Source organism: Geodermatophilus sp. SYSU D00703 (genome assembly GCF_054050155.1).
Map to the genome: position 1 here is coordinate 40,856 of NZ_JBJGYU010000018.1, position 16,417 is coordinate 57,272.

Consider the following 16,417-nt stretch of genomic DNA (forward strand, 5'->3'; position numbering starts at 1 on the left):
GGCACCACCCCCGAGGCTCGCGAGCCTGAGCTGGACCGGTCGATCCACGGTCGCCGCCGCTCCTCGGCTCTCCCGCAGTGCCGCCCCTCCGCCCTCTGACCACCGGCCCCGGGCCTCGAGCCCCCCGCCCGCACCGTCACCGTCGACGGAGTGCGGACGGCGCGCCGACGACGGGAGTGACATGCCCGATCTCTCCGCCCCCGCCACCGGCACGGTGACCCCCGCTCGCGGCGGGACCGCCGTCCCGTTCTCGGCCGTCCCGGCCCCCGTGGGCCTGTACGACCCCGCCAACGACAAGGACGCCTGTGGCGTCGCCTTCGTCGCCGACGTGCAGGGACGCCGCTCCCGGAAGATCGTCGCCGCCGGTCTCGCCGCGCTGCACAACCTCGACCACCGCGGCGCCGCCGGCTCCGAGCCCAACTCCGGTGACGGCGCCGGGATCCTCACCCAGATCCCCGACGCGCTGCTGCGCGTCGAGGTGGGCTTCGACCTGCCCCCGCTGGGCGAGTACGCCGCGGGCGTGGCCTTCCTCCCCGTCGACGAGGCCGAGCGGGCCGCGCGGGTCGAGGACGTCGCCCGGCTGGCCGCCGAGGAGGGCCTGACCGTCCTGGGCTGGCGCGAGCTGCCGGTCGACCCGGACGGCGCCGACGTCGGGCCCACCGCCCGCGCGGTCATGCCGCACTTCGCCCAGCTGTTCGTGGCCGAGACCATGGGCGCCCGTGCCGACGCCTCCGCGTTCGGCGGCAACGCGGCCCCCCACGGCGTCACCCGGCTGGAGCGGCGCGCCTTCGTCCTCCGCAAGCGCGCGGAGCGGGCCGCGACCGAGGCGGGCAGCTCCCTCTACATCGCCTCGCTGTCGTCCCGGACGATCACCTACAAGGGCATGCTGACCACCGACCAGCTGCCCGCGTTCTTCCCCGACCTGCGCGACGAGCGCTACGAGTCGGCGATCGCGCTGGTGCACAGCCGGTTCTCCACCAACACCTTCCCGAGCTGGCCGCTGGCCCACCCGTTCCGGGTGATCGCCCACAACGGCGAGATCAACACGATCAAGGGCAACCGCAACCGGATGCGGGCCCGCGAGGCCAAGCTCGAGACGACGCTGTTCGACGGCCCTGCCGGGCCGGCGGCCGAGCTGGGGCTCGACCGGCTCTTCCCGGTCACCGCCGGCGACTTCAGTGACTCGGCCACCTTCGACGAGGTGCTCGAGCTGCTGCACCTGTCCGGCCGCTCGCTGCCGCACGCGGTGCTGATGATGATCCCGGAGGCGTGGGAGAACCACGACGAGATGGACCCGGCCCGCCGGGCCTTCTACCGGTTCCACTCCTCGATCATGGAGCCGTGGGACGGGCCGGCCGCGGTCGCGTTCACCGACGGCACGCTCATCGGCGCCGTCCTCGACCGCAACGGGCTGCGCCCGGGCCGCTGGTGGCACACCAAGGACGACCTGGTCGTGCTCGCCAGCGAGGTCGGCGTCCTGGAGATCCCCGACGCCGAGGTCGTGGCCAAGGGTCGGCTGCAGCCGGGCCGGATGTTCCTGGTCGACACCGCGTCGGGGAAGATCGTCTCCGACGAGGAGGTCAAGGGCGCGCTCGCGGCCGAGCACCCCTACGAGGACTGGCTGCACGCCGGCCTGGTGCACCTGCCGCAGCTGCCCGAGCGCCGTCGTGCCCGGCCCAGCCACGAGTCCGTCGTCCGGCGGCAGCAGCTGTTCGGCTACACCGAGGAGGACCTGCGCGTCCTGCTCACCCCGATGGCGTCGTCCGGCGCCGAGCCGATCGGCTCGATGGGCACCGACACCCCGGTCGCGGCCCTGTCGGACCGCTCCCGGCTGCTCTACGACTACTTCGGGCAGCTGTTCGCCCAGGTGACGAACCCGCCGCTGGACGCCATCCGCGAGGAGCTGGTGACCAGCCTGGGCCGCACCTTCGGCCCGGAGCAGAACCTGCTGCACGCCACCCCGGCGTCCTGCCGGCAGGTCTTCCTGCCGTACCCGGTCATCGACAACGACGAGCTGGCCAAGATCCTGCACATCGACGACGACGGCGACCTGCCCGGGTACGCCGCCGTCCGGATCACCGGCCACTTCGACGTCAACGGCGGCGGCAAGGCCCTCGCCGAGGCGGTCGAGCAGCTGCGCACCAAGGTCAGCAAGGCGATCGCCGCCGGGGCCCGGATCATCGTGCTCTCCGACCGGGACTGCGACGAGAAGCGCGCGCCGATCCCGTCGCTGCTGATGACCGCGGCCGTCCACCACCACCTCGTGCGGCAGAAGACCCGCATGGAGGTCGGGCTGGTCGTCGAGTCCGGCGACTGCCGCGAAGTGCACCACGTCGCGCTGCTGCTCGGCTACGGCGCCGCCGCGGTCAACCCCTACCTGGCGTTCGAGTCGATCGAGGACCTCATCCGCGACGGCGTCCTCACCGGCGTGCAGCCGGCCCAGGCCAGCCGCAACCTCGTCAAGGCGCTGGGCAAGGGCGTCCTGAAGGTCATGAGCAAGATGGGCATCAGCACCGTCGGCTCGTACACGATGGCGCAGATCTTCGAGGCCGTCGGCCTGTCCCAGGAGGTCGTCGACGAGTACTTCACCGGCACCTCCTGCCCGCTGGGCGGTGTCGGCGTCGACGTCCTCGCCGAGGAGGTGGCCATGCGCCACCGCCGCGCCTACCCCGAGAACCCCACCGAGCGGGCGCACCGCCGGCTGGACACCGGGGGCGAGTACCAGTGGCGCCGCGAGGGCGAGGTGCACCTGTTCAACCCCGAGACGGTGTTCCTGCTCCAGCACGCCACCCGCGCGCGGCAGTACGAGGTGTTCCAGCGCTACACCGACACCGTCGACAAGCTCTCCGAGGACGCCGCCACCCTGCGCGGGCTGTTCAGCCTCCGGACCGGGCTGCGCCCGCCCGTGCCGCTGGAGGAGGTCGAGCCGGTCAGCGAGATCGTCAAGCGGTTCTCCACGGGCGCGATGAGCTACGGCTCGATCTCGCAGGAGGCGCACGAGACCCTCGCGATCGCGATGAACCGGCTGGGCGGCAAGTCCAACACCGGTGAGGGCGGCGAGGACCCCGACCGCTTCCAGCCCGACCCGAACGGCGACCTGCGCCGCTCGGCGATCAAGCAGGTGGCCAGCGGCCGGTTCGGCGTCACCAGCGAGTACCTGGTCAACGCCGACGACATCCAGATCAAGATGGCGCAGGGTGCCAAGCCCGGCGAGGGCGGCCAGCTGCCCGGCCAGAAGGTCTACCCGTGGGTGGCCCGCACCCGGCACTCCACGCCGGGCGTCGGCCTGATCAGCCCGCCGCCGCACCACGACATCTACTCGATCGAGGACCTCAAGCAGCTGATCCACGACCTGAAGAACGCGAACAACGCGGCACGGGTCCACGTCAAGCTGGTCAGCGAGGTCGGGGTCGGGACGGTCGCGGCCGGTGTGAGCAAGGCGCACGCCGACGTCGTCCTGATCTCCGGGCACGACGGCGGGACGGGCGCGGCGCCGCTGACCTCGCTCAAGCACGCCGGCTCGCCGTGGGAGCTCGGCCTGGCCGAGACGCAGCAGACGCTGCTGGCCAACGGCCTGCGCGACCGCATCGTCGTGCAGTGCGACGGGCAGATGAAGACCGGCCGCGACGTCGTCATCGCCGCGCTGCTGGGCGCCGAGGAGTTCGGCTTCGCCACCGCGCCGCTGGTCGTCTCCGGCTGCGTGATGATGCGCGTCTGCCACCTCGACACCTGCCCGGTCGGCGTCGCCACCCAGAACCCGGAGCTGCGCAAGCGGTTCACCGGGCGGCCGGAGTTCGTGGTCACCTTCTTCGAGTTCCTCGCCGAGCAGGTGCGCCAGTACCTGGCCGAGCTGGGCTTCCGCTCGCTGGACGAGGCCATCGGCCACGCCGAGCTGCTCGACACCCGCAAGGCGGTCGACCACTGGAAGGCCGCGGGCCTGGACCTCACCCCGGTCCTCGCCGTGCCCGAGCTGCCCGAGGGCGCGCCGCTGCACCGGGTCCGGGAGCAGGACCACGGCCTGGACGTCGCGCTGGACCAGACCCTCATCCAGCTGTGCGAGGGCGCGCTGCTCGACGCGCGGCCGGTCAGCCTCGAGCTGCCGGTGCGCAACGTCAACCGCACCGTCGGCACGATGCTCGGCTCGATGGTCACCCGGCGCTTCGGGGGCGAGGGCCTGCCCGACGGCACGATCGACCTGACCTTCACCGGGTCGGCCGGCCAGTCGTTCGGCGCCTTCGTGCCGCCCGGGATCACCATGCGGCTGTTCGGTGACGCCAACGACTACGTCGGCAAGGGCCTCTCCGGCGGGCGGATCGTCGTCCGGCCGGGCCGCGAGGCGACCTTCGCCGCCGAGGACAACGTCGTCGCAGGCAACGTCATCGCCTACGGCGCCACGAGCGGGGAGATCTTCCTGCGCGGGCGGGTCGGCGAGCGGTTCTGCGTGCGCAACTCGGGCGCGCTGGCCGTCGTCGAGGGCGTCGGCGACCACGCGCTGGAGTACATGACCGGCGGGCGCGCGGTGATCCTCGGCCCGGCCGGCCGCAACATCGCGGCCGGCATGTCCGGGGGCATCGGCTACGTCCTCGACCTGGCCCGCCACCGGGTCAACGGCGAGATGGTCGACGTCGAGCCGCTGGACGGCGCGTCCGCGCAGTGGCTGCGCGACGTGCTGGTCCGCTACGCCGCGGACACCGCGTCGCCGGTGGCCGCCGCGCTGCTGGCCGACTGGGGCCGCTGGTCGGAGCGGTTCAGCGTGATCATGCCGCGCGACTACCGTCGCGCGCTCGAGGCCCGGCGGGCCGCGGAGGCCGCCGGCACGGATGTGGACAAGGCACTGATGGAGGCCGCACGTGGCTGACTCGACCGGTTTCCTCAAGCACGACCGGGCGCTGCCGCCCCGCCGGCCGGTCGACGTCCGGATCCTGGACTGGAAGGACGTCTACCTCTCCCGGCAGGACGGTGAGGACGCCGTCTTCCCCCTGGCCGCGGTGCGCCAGCAGGCCGCCCGGTGCATGGACTGCGGCATCCCGTTCTGCCACCACGGCTGCCCGCTGGGCAACCTGATCCCGGAGTGGAACGACCTCGCCCGCCGCGACGACTGGACCGAGGCGATCGAGCGGCTGCACGCGACCAACAACTTCCCGGAGTTCACCGGGAAGCTGTGTCCCGCGCCGTGCGAGGGCTCCTGCGTGCTCAACCTGCAGGAGTCGCCCGTCACGATCAAGCAGATCGAGTGGGAGATCATCGACCAGGCGTTCCAGCGCGACCTGGTCAAGCCGGTCCCGCCGCAGGAGCAGACCGGCAAGAAGGTCGCCGTCATCGGCTCCGGGCCGGCCGGGCTGGCCGCCGCCCAGCAGCTGACCCGCGCCGGGCACGAGGTGACCGTGTACGAGCGGGCCGACCGCGTCGGCGGGCTGCTCCGCTACGGCATCCCCGAGTTCAAGATGGAGAAGGCCGTCCTCGACCGGCGGCTGGACCAGATGCGCGCCGAGGGCACCCGGTTCGTCACCGGGGTCGAGGTCGGCGGCAGCGGGGAGCGCGCCCTGTCCGCCGAGCAGCTGCGGGCCGAGTACGACGCCGTCGTCCTGGCCGGTGGCGCCACCATCGGCCGCGACCTGCCCGCGCCGGGCCGGGAGCTGCGCGGCATCCACCTGGCCATGGAGTACCTGCCCTTCGGCAACCGGCAGGCGCTCGGCGAGCTCGACGAGCCGCCGATCAACGCCCACGGCAAGCACGTCGTGATCATCGGCGGCGGCGACACCGGCGCCGACTGCCTGGGCACCGCCCACCGGCAGGGAGCGCTGTCGGTGACCCAGTTGGAGATCATGCCCGCGCCGCCGGACCGTCGCGCGGCCGGCAACCCGTGGCCCACCTACCCGATGGTCATGCGGGTCTCCAGCGCCCACGAGGAGGGCGGCGAGCGGCTCTACAGCGTCAACACCGAGCGCTTCGTCGGCGACGACGACGGCAACGTGCGCGCGCTGCTCATCCACGAGGTCGAGCGGGTCGACGGCCGGTTCCAGAAGGTCGAGGGCACCGAGCAGGAGCTCCCGGCCGACCTGGTGTTCCTCGCCATGGGCTTCACCGGGGCCCAGCGCGAGGGCCTGCTCGACGCCCTCGGCGTGGAGATCGACGGGCGCGGCAACGTCGCCCGCGACGGTGAGTTCATGTCGACCGTTCCCGGCGTGTTCGTCGCCGGGGACATCGGCCGCGGGCAGTCGCTGATCGTGTGGGCGATCGCCGAGGGCCGTGCCGCCGCCGGCGCCGTCGACAGCTGGCTGACCGGGGCGTCGATGCTGCCGCGGCCGATCACGCCCACCGCGGTCGCGCTCCGGTAGCGCGAGGACCACTCGGGGGGGACCCCGTCCCCGCCCCGTCCGAGGCTCGCGCCGAGCCTGCGAGGCGTGAGGAGGACGGGGTCCTCCGACCTGCCCCGGGTCGTTCGCCGGCGGCGTGTGAGCGCTCACAGGGACTCGCCGCACGGGAGCGGGGCGGGGCCGATAGCGTTTGACCCATGTCGCGTCGCGCCAAGATCGTCTGCACGCTGGGGCCGGCGACCTCTTCCCAGGAGCAGGTCACCGCCCTCGTCGAGTCCGGGATGGACGTCGCCCGCCTGAACTTCAGCCACGGCGCGCACGCCGACCACGAGCGCGCCTACACGATGGTCCGTGAGGCGTCGGACCGGACCGGCCACGCCGTCGCCGTCCTGGCCGACCTGCAGGGCCCCAAGATCCGGCTCGGCACCTTCGCCGACGGCCCGGTCCAGTGGCAGACCGGGAGCCGGGTCTGCATCACCGTCGACGACGTCGAGGGCACTGCCGAGCGGGTGTCGACGACGTACAAGGGCCTGGCGGCCGACGCCCGGGTCGGCGACCGCCTCCTGGTGGACGACGGCAAGCTGGCGCTCTCGGTGGTGGCCGTGGAGGGTCCCGACGTGTGGTGTCTCGTCGTCGAGGGCGGCGAGGTGTCCAACAACAAGGGCCTGTCGCTGCCCGGCGTGGCGGTGAGCGTGCCTGCCCTGTCCGAGAAGGACGCCGAGGACCTCCGCTTCGCGCTGCACCTGTCGGTGGACTTCGTGGCGCTGTCGTTCGTGCGGTCGCCGGCCGACGTCGAGCTGGTGCGCGACATCATGCGCCAGGAGGACGTCTTCGTCCCGGTGATCGCCAAGCTCGAGAAGCCCGAGGCCGTGGAGAACCTCGAGGCGATCGTCGAGGCCTTCGACGGGGTCATGGTGGCCCGCGGCGACCTCGGCGTGGAGCTGCCGCTGGAGAAGGTCCCGCTGGTGCAGAAGCGGGCCGTGCAGGCCGCCCGGGAGCGGAACAAGCCGGTCATCGTCGCCACCCAGATGCTCGAGTCGATGATCAGCTCGTCTCGGCCCACCCGCGCCGAGGCATCCGACGTCGCCAACGCCGTCCTCGACGGCGCCGACGCGGTGATGCTGTCGGGGGAGACCTCGGTCGGCCGCTACCCGATCGCGGCCGTCCGGACGATGGAGCGGATCATCGACGCGGTCGAGAGCGACAACGTCGCCGCCCCGGAGCTCGTCCGCCGCTCGCGGTCGCGGTCGGGCGCGATCGTCCGAGCGGCCCGCGACGTCAGCGAGAGCCTGCAGGTCAACGCCCTCGCCACCTTCACGCAGACCGGTGACAGCGCCCGCCGGCTGGCCGCGCTGCACCCCCGCCAGCCGTTGCTGGCCTTCACCGTCGACCCCCGCGTGCGCAGCCAGCTGGCGCTGTCGTGGGGCGTGGAGACCTTCCTCGTGCCCGAGGTGCAGCACACCGACGACATGGTCCAGCAGGTCGACTTCTCGCTGCTGGCGATCGGCCGGCTCAAGGAGGGCGACCGGGTCGTCGTCGTGGCCGGCAGCCCGCCCAACACCCCCGGCTCGACCAACCTCATCCGGGTGCACGAGGTGGGGACCGACTCGTGACCGGCCCGGCGGGGGACGGCGACAGCCAGGCCGCCTCGCTGCTGCACGTGCTCGACCTCGAGGAGCGCGAGCCCGACGTCTTCGTCGGCCGGACGCCGACCACCCGGCTGCAGCGGATCTTCGGCGGCCAGGTCGCCGGGCAGGCGCTGATGGCCGCGGGGCTGACGGTGCCGGCCGAGCGCGGGGTGCACTCGATGCACGCCTACTTCCTGCGGCCGGGCGACCCGCACGAGGAGATCCGCTACACCGTCGACCGCATCCGCGACGGCCGGTCGTTCACCACCCGCCGGGTCATCGGGTGCCAGCGGCGCAAGGGTGAGGACGTCGCCGTCTTCGCCCTGACCGCCGACTTCACCGCGGGCGAGCCGCCGGTGGTCGAGCACGCGCTGCCGATGCCCGACGTCCCCGCGCCGGAGGAGCTGCCCTCGCTGGCCGACGTCGCCGCGGCGCACGGCCAGGAGTCCTCCGGGGCCCTGGAGATCAGCCGGGCGGTCGAGCAGCGGCTCCTGGAGGACCCTTTCGCCGGCGTCGCCAAGCAGCCGCCGGACACCGCGACCCGGGTCTGGATGCGGGTCGCCGGCCGGCTGCCCGACCGGCCGGCCGTGCACGCGGCGGCGCTGACCTTCGTCAGTGACCTCACGCTGCTCGGCGCCGGGCTGGCCCGCGTCGGCGGCTGGCAGAACCGCTACGTCGGCGCCAGCCTCGACCACGCGGTGTGGTTCCACGCGCCGGCGCGGGCCGACGACTGGTTCCTCTACGAGACCGACAGCCCGGCGGCGAGCGGCGGCCGGGCGCTGTGCTTCGGCCGCATCTGGGCGGCCGACGGCACGCACGTGGCGACGACCGCCCAGGAGGGCCTGCTGCGGCCCGTGCAGCGCTGACTCAGGAGCCGGTGCCCTCGCCGTCCCCGGTGACGGCCACGGCGGCCTGCTCGGCGGTCTCGGCGGGGGACGTGTCGGCCTCGGGGGTCTCGGCGGTCTCCGGTGCCTCCTGGGGCTGCTCCTCGACCGGCTGTCCGTCCACCGGTTGTTCGGCGGCCGCCAGGCCCTCCTGGGCCGCCGCCTGGGTCGCCGTCTCGTCTTGGGCGGCCGGCACCTCCGACACCGCGGCGCGACGCTCCGCCTCCACCCTGGCCCGCTCGGCGGCCGACTCGGCGAAGTCGGCGGCCAGCCAGTCGTGGCCCTCGCACAGCAGCGTCCAGACGCGCTCGACGTGGTCCCGCGTGGTCGCCGGGGCGCCGATCGCCACGCGCAGGACCGCCTGCCCGCGCACCGTGGTGTGGGTCAGGAACACCTCACCGCCGTCGTTGAGCCGCTCCAGCAGCGTCATGGTGGCGACGTCGGCGTCGACGTCGTCGGCCCAGCGGGGGCGCAGGCAGACCAGCGACAACGGGTGCTTCGTGGCGACGTCGAACCGGTCGTCGGCCGCGGCCCAGGACGCCAGCTCCTGGGCGAGCGCGACCCCCGAGCGCACGTGGGCCCGCAGTCCCTCCGCGCCGTACCAGCGCAGCACGAACCACAGCTTGAGGGCGCGGAACCGGCGGCCGAGCTCGATCTGCCAGTCGCGGTAGTCGACGACGGCGCCGGCGTCGGTGGCGGCGTTGCGCAGGTACTCCGGCAGGATCGCCAGGGCGCCGGTCAGCGCGGCCCGGTCGGCGACCCAGAACAGCGTCGCGTCGAACCCGGTGAGCAGCCACTTGTGCGCGTCGGTGGTGTAGCTGTCGGCCCACTCCACCCCGGCCTGCAGCTCGCGCAGCTCCGGCGCCACGGCGCTCACGCCCGCATAGGCGGCGTCCACGTGCAGCCAGACGCCGTGGTCGCGGCAGACGGGGCCGAGCTCGGCGAGCGGGTCCACGGCGGTGGTGGACGTCGTCCCGACCGTGGCGCACACGAGCACCGGCCGGAACCCGCGGGCGGTGTCGCGCTCAAGCCGGGTCCTCAGCGCCTGGGGGCGCATCGTGAGGTCGCCGTCCACCTCGACGATGCGGACGGCGTCGCTGCCCAGGCCCGCGATGCGCACCGCCTTCTCCATCGACGAGTGCGTCTCGGCCGAGACGTAGACGGTGTACTCCTCCGGGCGGACGCCCCCGCGCACCGTCTCCCCACCGCTGGCCCGGTGCAGCGCGGCGAGCAGCGCGACCAGGTTCGCCCCCGAGCTGGAGTCCTGGACGACGCCACCGCCGGGGCCGGACGAGCGGAAGGCCTCGGGCAGGCCGAGCAGCTCGGCGAACCAGTCGAGGACGTGCTGCTCCAGCTCCGTGGCCGCCGGGCTGGTCACCCAGGACATGCCCTGGACGCCGAGGCCCGAGGAGACGAGGTCGCCGAGCACCGAGGGGCCGGAGGTGTTGGCCGGGAAGTAGCCGAAGAAGCCGGGGTGCTGCCAGTGGGTGACCCCGGGCAGGACGACGCGGTCGAGGTCGGCCAGGACGGCCGAGAACGGCTCACCCTGCTCCGGCGGCGCGGCGGGCAGGGCCTCGCGGACGTCACCCGGTGCGAGGGGGGAGCGGACCGGGAACGAGCCGACGCGGGCCCAGTAGTCGGCGATCCAGTCGACGACCTCGTGCCCGTGCTGCCGGAACTGCTCGGGGGTCATGTGTGGGGGCGTCGGCGTCGGCTCGCTCACGGTGCCACCGTATGGCGGCCGCCGTTCAGCCGTGTGAGGTGCCCCCGGTGCGACTCGAACGCACACTGCGCGGGTTTTGAATCCGCTCCCTCTACCGATTGGGGTACGGGGGCGTGCCGGGGCGACGAACCCCGGCTGCCCGAGCAGCCTAACCGGGCGTCACCGACGCAGTGGCATCGATAGGCTCCCGCGCGTGAGCAGCGAGACGATCCGGGTCCTCATCGCCGAGGACGAGGCGCTCATCCGCCTCGACCTCAAGGAGATGCTGGAAGAGGAGGGGTACTCCGTCGTCGCCGAGGTCGGCGACGGGCAGCAGGCCGTGGACCGCGCCACCGAGCTGCGACCCGACCTGGTGATCCTCGACATCCAGATGCCCGTCCTGGACGGCCTCTCGGCCGCCGAGCAGATCGCCACGGCGCGGGTCGCGCCGGTCATCGTGCTCACCGCCTTCAGCCAGCGGGAGCTGGTGGAGCGGGCGCGCGACGCCGGGGCGATGGCCTACCTGGTGAAGCCGTTCTCCAAGAACGACCTCGTGCCGGCGATCGAGGTGGCCCGGGCCCGGTTCGCCGAGATCTCGGCCCTGGACGGCGAGGTCCGGACCCTCGAGGAGCGCCTGGAGGCCCGCCAGGTCGTCGAGAAGGCCAAGGGCAAGCTGATGACCGAGCAGGGCATGACCGAGGCCGAGGCGTTCCGTTGGATCCAGCGGACGGCGATGAACGAGCGCACCTCGATGAAGGCGCTGGCGCAGCGGGTCCTCGAGCCGCAGGGGGCCGACGCCCCGGCGGCCGAGTGAGCTGCGTCTCCGCCCGGTGAGGACCGCGGGCACCGTGTGTCGCGCCCGGATCCGGGAGGTCACGACCTCATCACGGTCCGGTCGCCCCTCGGTCGGGGCCTCGGGGCAGCGGTTACCTTCCCCCCACTGATGGGGCCAGCCCGCGCCGGGCTGGCCGAGTGCACCACCGACAGCACAGTGGGAGTGGCTTGATGCGCACAGGCATCCTCGCCCGGAGCGCGGCTGTCTCGGCTGCGGCCCTGCTCGTCCTGACCGCCTGCGGCGGCGGCGACGACGAGGGCGGCAGCGCGAGCGGCGGCGGCGACAGCGGCGAGAAGCAGGTCAACGTCTACGGGTCCGACGGCAACATGGGCAACGCCCTCGGTGAGGACTTCACCGAGCCCGGCGCGCTCGCCGGCATGAAGGGCACCCTGCCCCTCACCGAGCTGTCCGGGGACTTCCGTGACCGGCTGCTCGGCGTCGACCCCAACCTGGTCGACTACAACTACGCCGGTGAGACCTACGACGCGGTCGTGATCACGGCGCTGGCCGCCCAGATGGCCGGCACCAACGACGCCAACGTCTTCAAGGACTACGTCAACGGCGTCACCGCCGGCGGCGACAAGTGCGAGGACTTCACCTCGTGCCTCGAGATCGTCAACAACGGCGGCGACGTCGACTACGACGGCCAGTCCGGCCCGCTGAGCTTCACCGACGCCGGCGAGCCGGCCCAGGCGAGCATCGGCATCCAGCAGTTCGGTGACGACAACCGGATCGACGACAGCGCGACCCGCTACGTCATCCCCGGTGACGAGGCCAACGCCAGCACCGCGGAGAGCCCGGCCCCGGCCCCGGCCGGCACCACCAGCCCGGAGCCGCTGATCATCGGCACCCTGCTGCCGGAGACCGGCAACCTGGCCTTCCTCGGCCCGCCCGAGATCGCCGCCGCGCAGCTGGCCGTCAACGACATCAACGCCGCCGGCGGTGTCCTCGGCCAGCAGGTGCAGCTCATCCAGCGCGACTCCGGTGACACCACCACCGACATCGCCACCCAGTCGGTCGACGCCCTGCTGCAGGCGGGCGCCAACGCGATCATCGGTGCGGCGTCCTCCGGCGTGAGCCTCACGGTCATCGACACCATCACCGGTGCCGGCGTCATGCAGTTCTCCCCGGCGAACACGTCGGACCAGTTCACGACGTACAACGACAACGGGCTGTACTTCCGCACCGCGCCGCCGGACACCCTGCAGGCCGAGGCGCTGGCCGACCTCATCATCGAAGACGGCAACAACACCGTCGGGATCCTCGCGCTCAACGACCCCTACGGCACCGGGCTCGCGGAGAACGTGAAGAACAACCTGGTGGCGGCCGGTCTCGCCGAGGGCGACATCACGACGATCGTCTACGACCCGCAAGCGGCGAACTTCGACTCCGAGGTGCAGCAGATGGTCGACTTCAACCCCGACGCCATCGCGGTCATCGGGTTCGACGAGTCCTCGCGGATCATCGAGGGGCTCAACGCGAACGGCATCGGCCCGCAGCGCTGAGATCCCCGGCGCCGGGGCGACTCGGCGCGCGGCTCCTCCGCAGTGGCCCGGCACCGGCAGGTGCCGGGCCACTGTGCCGTCCGGCCGCGGTCAGCGCTGCAGGCGCTGGCCGGCCGGCTGCCAGTCGGCCGGCCGCCCCCTGTGGTTGGAGAACTCCACCGACCACCGCCACCAGCTGCGGTCCTCGGCGTGCTCCCACGCGGTGAGGACGCCGACCTCCCCGCCGGGCAGGACGACGGGCAGGCCGTGCAGCTCCGGCCCGGGCCAGACCTCGCTGCGGCGGACGTCGTCGTCGTCGAGCTCGAGCAGCGTGATGGGGGAGTAGTCGTCCTCGCGGTCGGCGTCGGCGCGCAGGACGAGGCTGTCGTCGTCGGCCACGACCTCCACCCGCAGCTGGGCGGGCGCCGCGTGCACCAGCACCCGGCGGAAGCCCCCGGCGGTCGTGGCGCGGGCGAACTCCAGGCCGTTCATCCCGCCGTCGCGGGACCGCATGCTCCAGGTCCAGTTCATGGCAGCAGCCCTACCCGCCCACGGCCACGACCTGCAGACGCGCGACGGCGCCGTCCCCGGTTCGGGGACGGCGCCGTCGGTCGGCCCCGTCCAGAGGCTCGCCGCGAGCCTGCGAGCGGTGAGGAGGACGGGGTCCTCTCTCAGTGGGCCTTGGCGAGGGTGCCCAGGTACAGCTCGATGACCTTCGGGTCGTGCATGAGGTTGTCCCCGGTGTCGGTGTAGGCGTTGCGCCCCTGGTCGAGGACGTAGCCGCGGTCGCAGATCTGCAGGCACCGCCGGGCGTTCTGCTCGACCATGATGATCGAGACCCCGGTGGCGTTGATCCGCCGGCAGCGGATGAAGACCTCGTCCTGGTATGCGGGGGAGAGGCCGGCCGACGGCTCGTCGAGCAGCAGCACCGACGGGTCCATCATCAGCGCCCGGCCCATGGCCACCATCTGCCGCTCACCGCCCGACAGCGCCCCGGCCTTGCCCTTGCGCCGCTCGCCGAGCAGCGGGAACAGGTCGATGACGTAGTCGAAGCGCTCCTTGAACGTCTTCGGCCGCAGATAGACCCCCATCTGCATGTTCTCCTCGATGGTCAGCGAGGGGAACACGTTGTTGTTCTGCGGCACGTAGCCGACCCCGAGGGACACCAGCCGGTGCGCGGGAGCGGAGGTGATGTCCTCACCGCGCAGCGTCACCGAGCCGGACCGGACGGGGATGAGCCCGAACAGCGTCTTGAGCAGGGTCGACTTGCCGGCGCCGTTGGGCCCGATGATGCCGACGAGCTCGCCGTCCTGCAGGTAGAAGTCGCAGCCCCGCAGGATGTTGACGCCCGGCACGTACCCGGCCACCAGATCGTCGGCCCGGACCAGCGCGCCCTCGGCCAGCCGTACGTGCTCCTCGCGGGTCGCGGCCTTCTCCGCGGGGGACAGGGTCGCGGCCGGGGAGGCCGCCTGCTCGGCGCGGGTGAGGTCCTCGCCGGTCTCGTCGACCTCGAACAGGGGGTCGCTCATCGGTCGGTCCTCTCCTGGGGCGGGACGTCGGAGCTGAGGACGTCGTCGCCCTCGGCGTGCTCCTCGCGGGCGATCTCGCGCTCGGCCTGGGCGAGCACCCGGTCCTCGTCCTCGACGGTGAGCGGGGCGTCGTGGTGGGCGCCGAGGTAGGCGTCGACCACGGCCTGGTTCTGGCTGATGGACTCCGGCGGCCCCTCCGCGATCACCCGGCCGGCGGCCATCACGACGACCCAGTCGCTGATGTCCCGGACGACGTCCATGTCGTGCTCGACGAAGATCACCGTCATGCCCTGCTCGCGCAGGTCCTTGACGTGCCCGAGCAGGCTCTGGGTCAGCGCCGGGTTCACCCCGGCCATCGGCTCGTCGAGCATGACGACCTTGGGGTCGCTCATCAGCGCCCGCGCCATCTCCAGCAGCTTGCGCTGACCGCCCGAGAGCGTGCCGGCGAAGTCGTCCTTCTTGGCGTCGAGCTTGAAGCGGGTGAGCAGCTCCATCGCCTTCTCGGTGTTGGCCCGCTCCTGCGACCGCCAGGACCCGGGCAGCAGCGCCCCGAAGAAGCTCTCGCCCTTCTGGCCCTGGGCGCCGAGCAGCATGTTCTGCAGCACGGTGAGCCGGGACAGCGCCTTGGTCAGCTGGAAGGTGCGGACGACGCCGAGCCGGGCGACGCGGTGCGGCGGCAGGTTGGACAGCGACCTGCCGTCGAAGGTCCACCGGCCGGCGTTGGGCTGGTCGAACCCGGTGAGCAGGTTGAACAGCGTCGTCTTGCCGGCACCGTTGGGCCCGATGAGGCCGGTGATGCCGCCGCGCTGGACCTCCAGGTGCTCCACCGCCACCGCGGTGAGGCCGCCGAAGGTCCGGGTCACGCCGTCCACCACGACGATCGGGTCGGGCTTGGCGACCCCGACCTCCCACGCGACGTCGCGCAGGGCGGCCTGGGCCAGCCGGCGCGGCGCGCCGCCGGCTGCGGGGTCGAGGGACGCGGCGTGCGCTGCGCTGCCGGCCGGGGGCTCGGGCTGTCCCGGCTGGTCAGGCGTCGGGTCAGCGGGCATCGAGCATCACCTCTCGTCGGTCACCGAAGATGCCTTGTGGCCGGAAGACCAACAACAGCATGAGCCCCAGCCCCACCAGGACGAAGCGGATGGTCGCGACGTCGGTGGAGGTGAGCAGGCCCTCGGGGATCACCCCGTTGTCGATCAACGCCCGCAGGCCGGCGTCGGCGAACTGCAGGATGAACAACAGGATCATCCCCCCGATCACCGGACCGAAGACGGTCGCGGCGCCGCCGAGGATGAGCGCGGCGTAGGCCAGGAAGGTGTTGGCGTTCTGGTACTGGTCGGGGATCGCCGAGCCGGTGCCGACGGCGTAGACCATCCCGCCGATCGCGCCGAGGATGCCGCCCATGACCAGCGCCTGCATCTTGTAGACGTAGACGTTCTTGCCGAGGGCGCGCACGGCGTCCTCGTCCTCGCGGATGGACCGGACCACGCGGCCCCACGGGCTGCGCATGAGTGCCCAGATGAGCAGGCAGGACAGGAGCACCAGCGTCCAGCCCACGAAGGCGACCCACAGCTCCCCGCCGGACCAGCTGGTGCCCAGGATGCGGTAGCGCTCGTTGGTCGCCCACGGTGCCAGCGCGAGGAAGTCGGCGTTGAACGCCGAGATGCCGCGCGTGCCGTTGGTCAACGGCGTCGCCGACACCGACCGGAAGAGCAGGCGCAACCCCTCGGCCGCGGCGATGGTCACGATCGCCAGGTAGTCCGCGCGCAGCCGCAGGGTGGGCAGACCGAGCAGGAGCGCGAGCACGATCGCGGCCAGCAGGCCGATGGCGACGCCGACCCAGAAGTCCAGGCCCCACTTGCTCACCGAGATGGCGATGCCGAACCCGCCGAGCATGGCGAAGGCGATCTGGCCGAAGTTCAGCAGGCCCGTGTAGCCGAACTGCACGTTGATGCCGACGGCCAGCAGGACGAAGAAGATCGCCTGGAAGCCCAGCGCGGCCTTGCCCGCGACGGCGAGTGCGTTGATGACTTCGCTCAAG

Annotated in this window: 11 protein-coding genes and 1 tRNA gene; 6 read left to right on the forward strand and 6 right to left on the reverse strand. The window is 72.7% G+C overall.

Annotation, left to right across the window (positions count from 1 at the left end; all coding sequences use genetic code 11):
- Positions 1 to 181 precede the first annotated feature (181 nt).
- From gltB to ACI782_RS16855, 4 genes are all read left to right on the forward strand, one after another.
- Positions 182 to 4,858 (forward strand): glutamate synthase large subunit, encoded by a 4,677-nt coding sequence (gene gltB / locus ACI782_RS16840; RefSeq protein ID WP_456911222.1) that lies wholly within the window; start codon positions 182 to 184, stop codon positions 4,856 to 4,858.
- On the forward strand, positions 4,851 to 6,338 hold the full coding sequence (locus tag ACI782_RS16845; RefSeq protein WP_456911223.1) for a glutamate synthase subunit beta: 1,488 nt from the start codon (positions 4,851 to 4,853) through the stop codon (positions 6,336 to 6,338). The genes gltB and ACI782_RS16845 overlap by 8 nt, the downstream gene beginning before the upstream one ends.
- 176 nt (positions 6,339 to 6,514) lie before the next feature.
- A complete protein-coding gene (gene pyk, locus ACI782_RS16850) occupies positions 6,515 to 7,930 on the forward strand; it encodes a pyruvate kinase (RefSeq protein ID WP_456911224.1) in 1,416 nt (471 codons plus the stop codon).
- Entirely contained in the window at positions 7,927 to 8,811 is an 885-nt protein-coding gene (locus tag ACI782_RS16855) for an acyl-CoA thioesterase (protein ID WP_456911225.1), read from the forward strand. The genes pyk and ACI782_RS16855 overlap by 4 nt, the downstream gene beginning before the upstream one ends.
- Position 8,812: 1 nt before the next feature.
- Here the strand turns inward: ACI782_RS16855 and ACI782_RS16860 are convergent, their stop codons facing one another.
- Together ACI782_RS16860 and ACI782_RS16865 are read right to left on the reverse strand one after the other, a co-directional pair.
- Positions 8,813 to 10,552 carry an aminotransferase class V-fold PLP-dependent enzyme gene (locus ACI782_RS16860; protein WP_456911226.1) on the reverse strand — a complete coding sequence of 580 codons (1,740 nt, stop codon included), beginning with the start codon at positions 10,550 to 10,552 and terminating at the stop codon, positions 8,813 to 8,815.
- A gap of 39 nt (positions 10,553 to 10,591) precedes the next feature.
- A tRNA-Leu gene (locus ACI782_RS16865) sits at positions 10,592 to 10,665 on the reverse strand.
- An 80-nt stretch (positions 10,666 to 10,745) separates the two neighbouring features.
- Here ACI782_RS16865 and ACI782_RS16870 point away from each other — a divergent pair.
- Both ACI782_RS16870 and ACI782_RS16875 read left to right on the forward strand, forming a co-directional pair.
- On the forward strand, positions 10,746 to 11,345 hold the full coding sequence (locus ACI782_RS16870) for an ANTAR domain-containing response regulator (RefSeq protein WP_456911227.1): 600 nt from the start codon (positions 10,746 to 10,748) through the stop codon (positions 11,343 to 11,345).
- A gap of 191 nt (positions 11,346 to 11,536) precedes the next feature.
- Entirely contained in the window at positions 11,537 to 12,871 is a 1,335-nt protein-coding gene (locus ACI782_RS16875) for an ABC transporter substrate-binding protein (RefSeq protein ID WP_456911228.1), read from the forward strand.
- Between the two features lie 90 nt (positions 12,872 to 12,961).
- Here ACI782_RS16875 and ACI782_RS16880 read toward each other — a convergent pair whose 3' ends face one another.
- The 4 genes from ACI782_RS16880 to ACI782_RS16895 all read right to left on the reverse strand — a co-directional run bounded on the left by ACI782_RS16880 (position 12,962) and on the right by ACI782_RS16895 (position 16,416).
- A complete protein-coding gene (locus ACI782_RS16880) occupies positions 12,962 to 13,381 on the reverse strand; it encodes a DUF7712 family protein (protein WP_456911229.1) in 420 nt (139 codons plus the stop codon).
- Between the two features lie 140 nt (positions 13,382 to 13,521).
- Entirely contained in the window at positions 13,522 to 14,379 is an 858-nt protein-coding gene (locus ACI782_RS16885; protein WP_456911230.1) for an ABC transporter ATP-binding protein, read from the reverse strand.
- Positions 14,376 to 15,428 (reverse strand): ABC transporter ATP-binding protein, encoded by a 1,053-nt coding sequence (locus ACI782_RS16890; RefSeq protein ID WP_456911231.1) that lies wholly within the window; start codon positions 15,426 to 15,428, stop codon positions 14,376 to 14,378. Before ACI782_RS16890 ends, ACI782_RS16885 begins: the two co-directional genes overlap by 4 nt.
- On the reverse strand, positions 15,418 to 16,416 hold the full coding sequence (locus tag ACI782_RS16895; protein ID WP_456911232.1) for a branched-chain amino acid ABC transporter permease: 999 nt from the start codon (positions 16,414 to 16,416) through the stop codon (positions 15,418 to 15,420). Before ACI782_RS16895 ends, ACI782_RS16890 begins: the two co-directional genes overlap by 11 nt.
- Position 16,417: the final 1 nt, after the last annotated feature.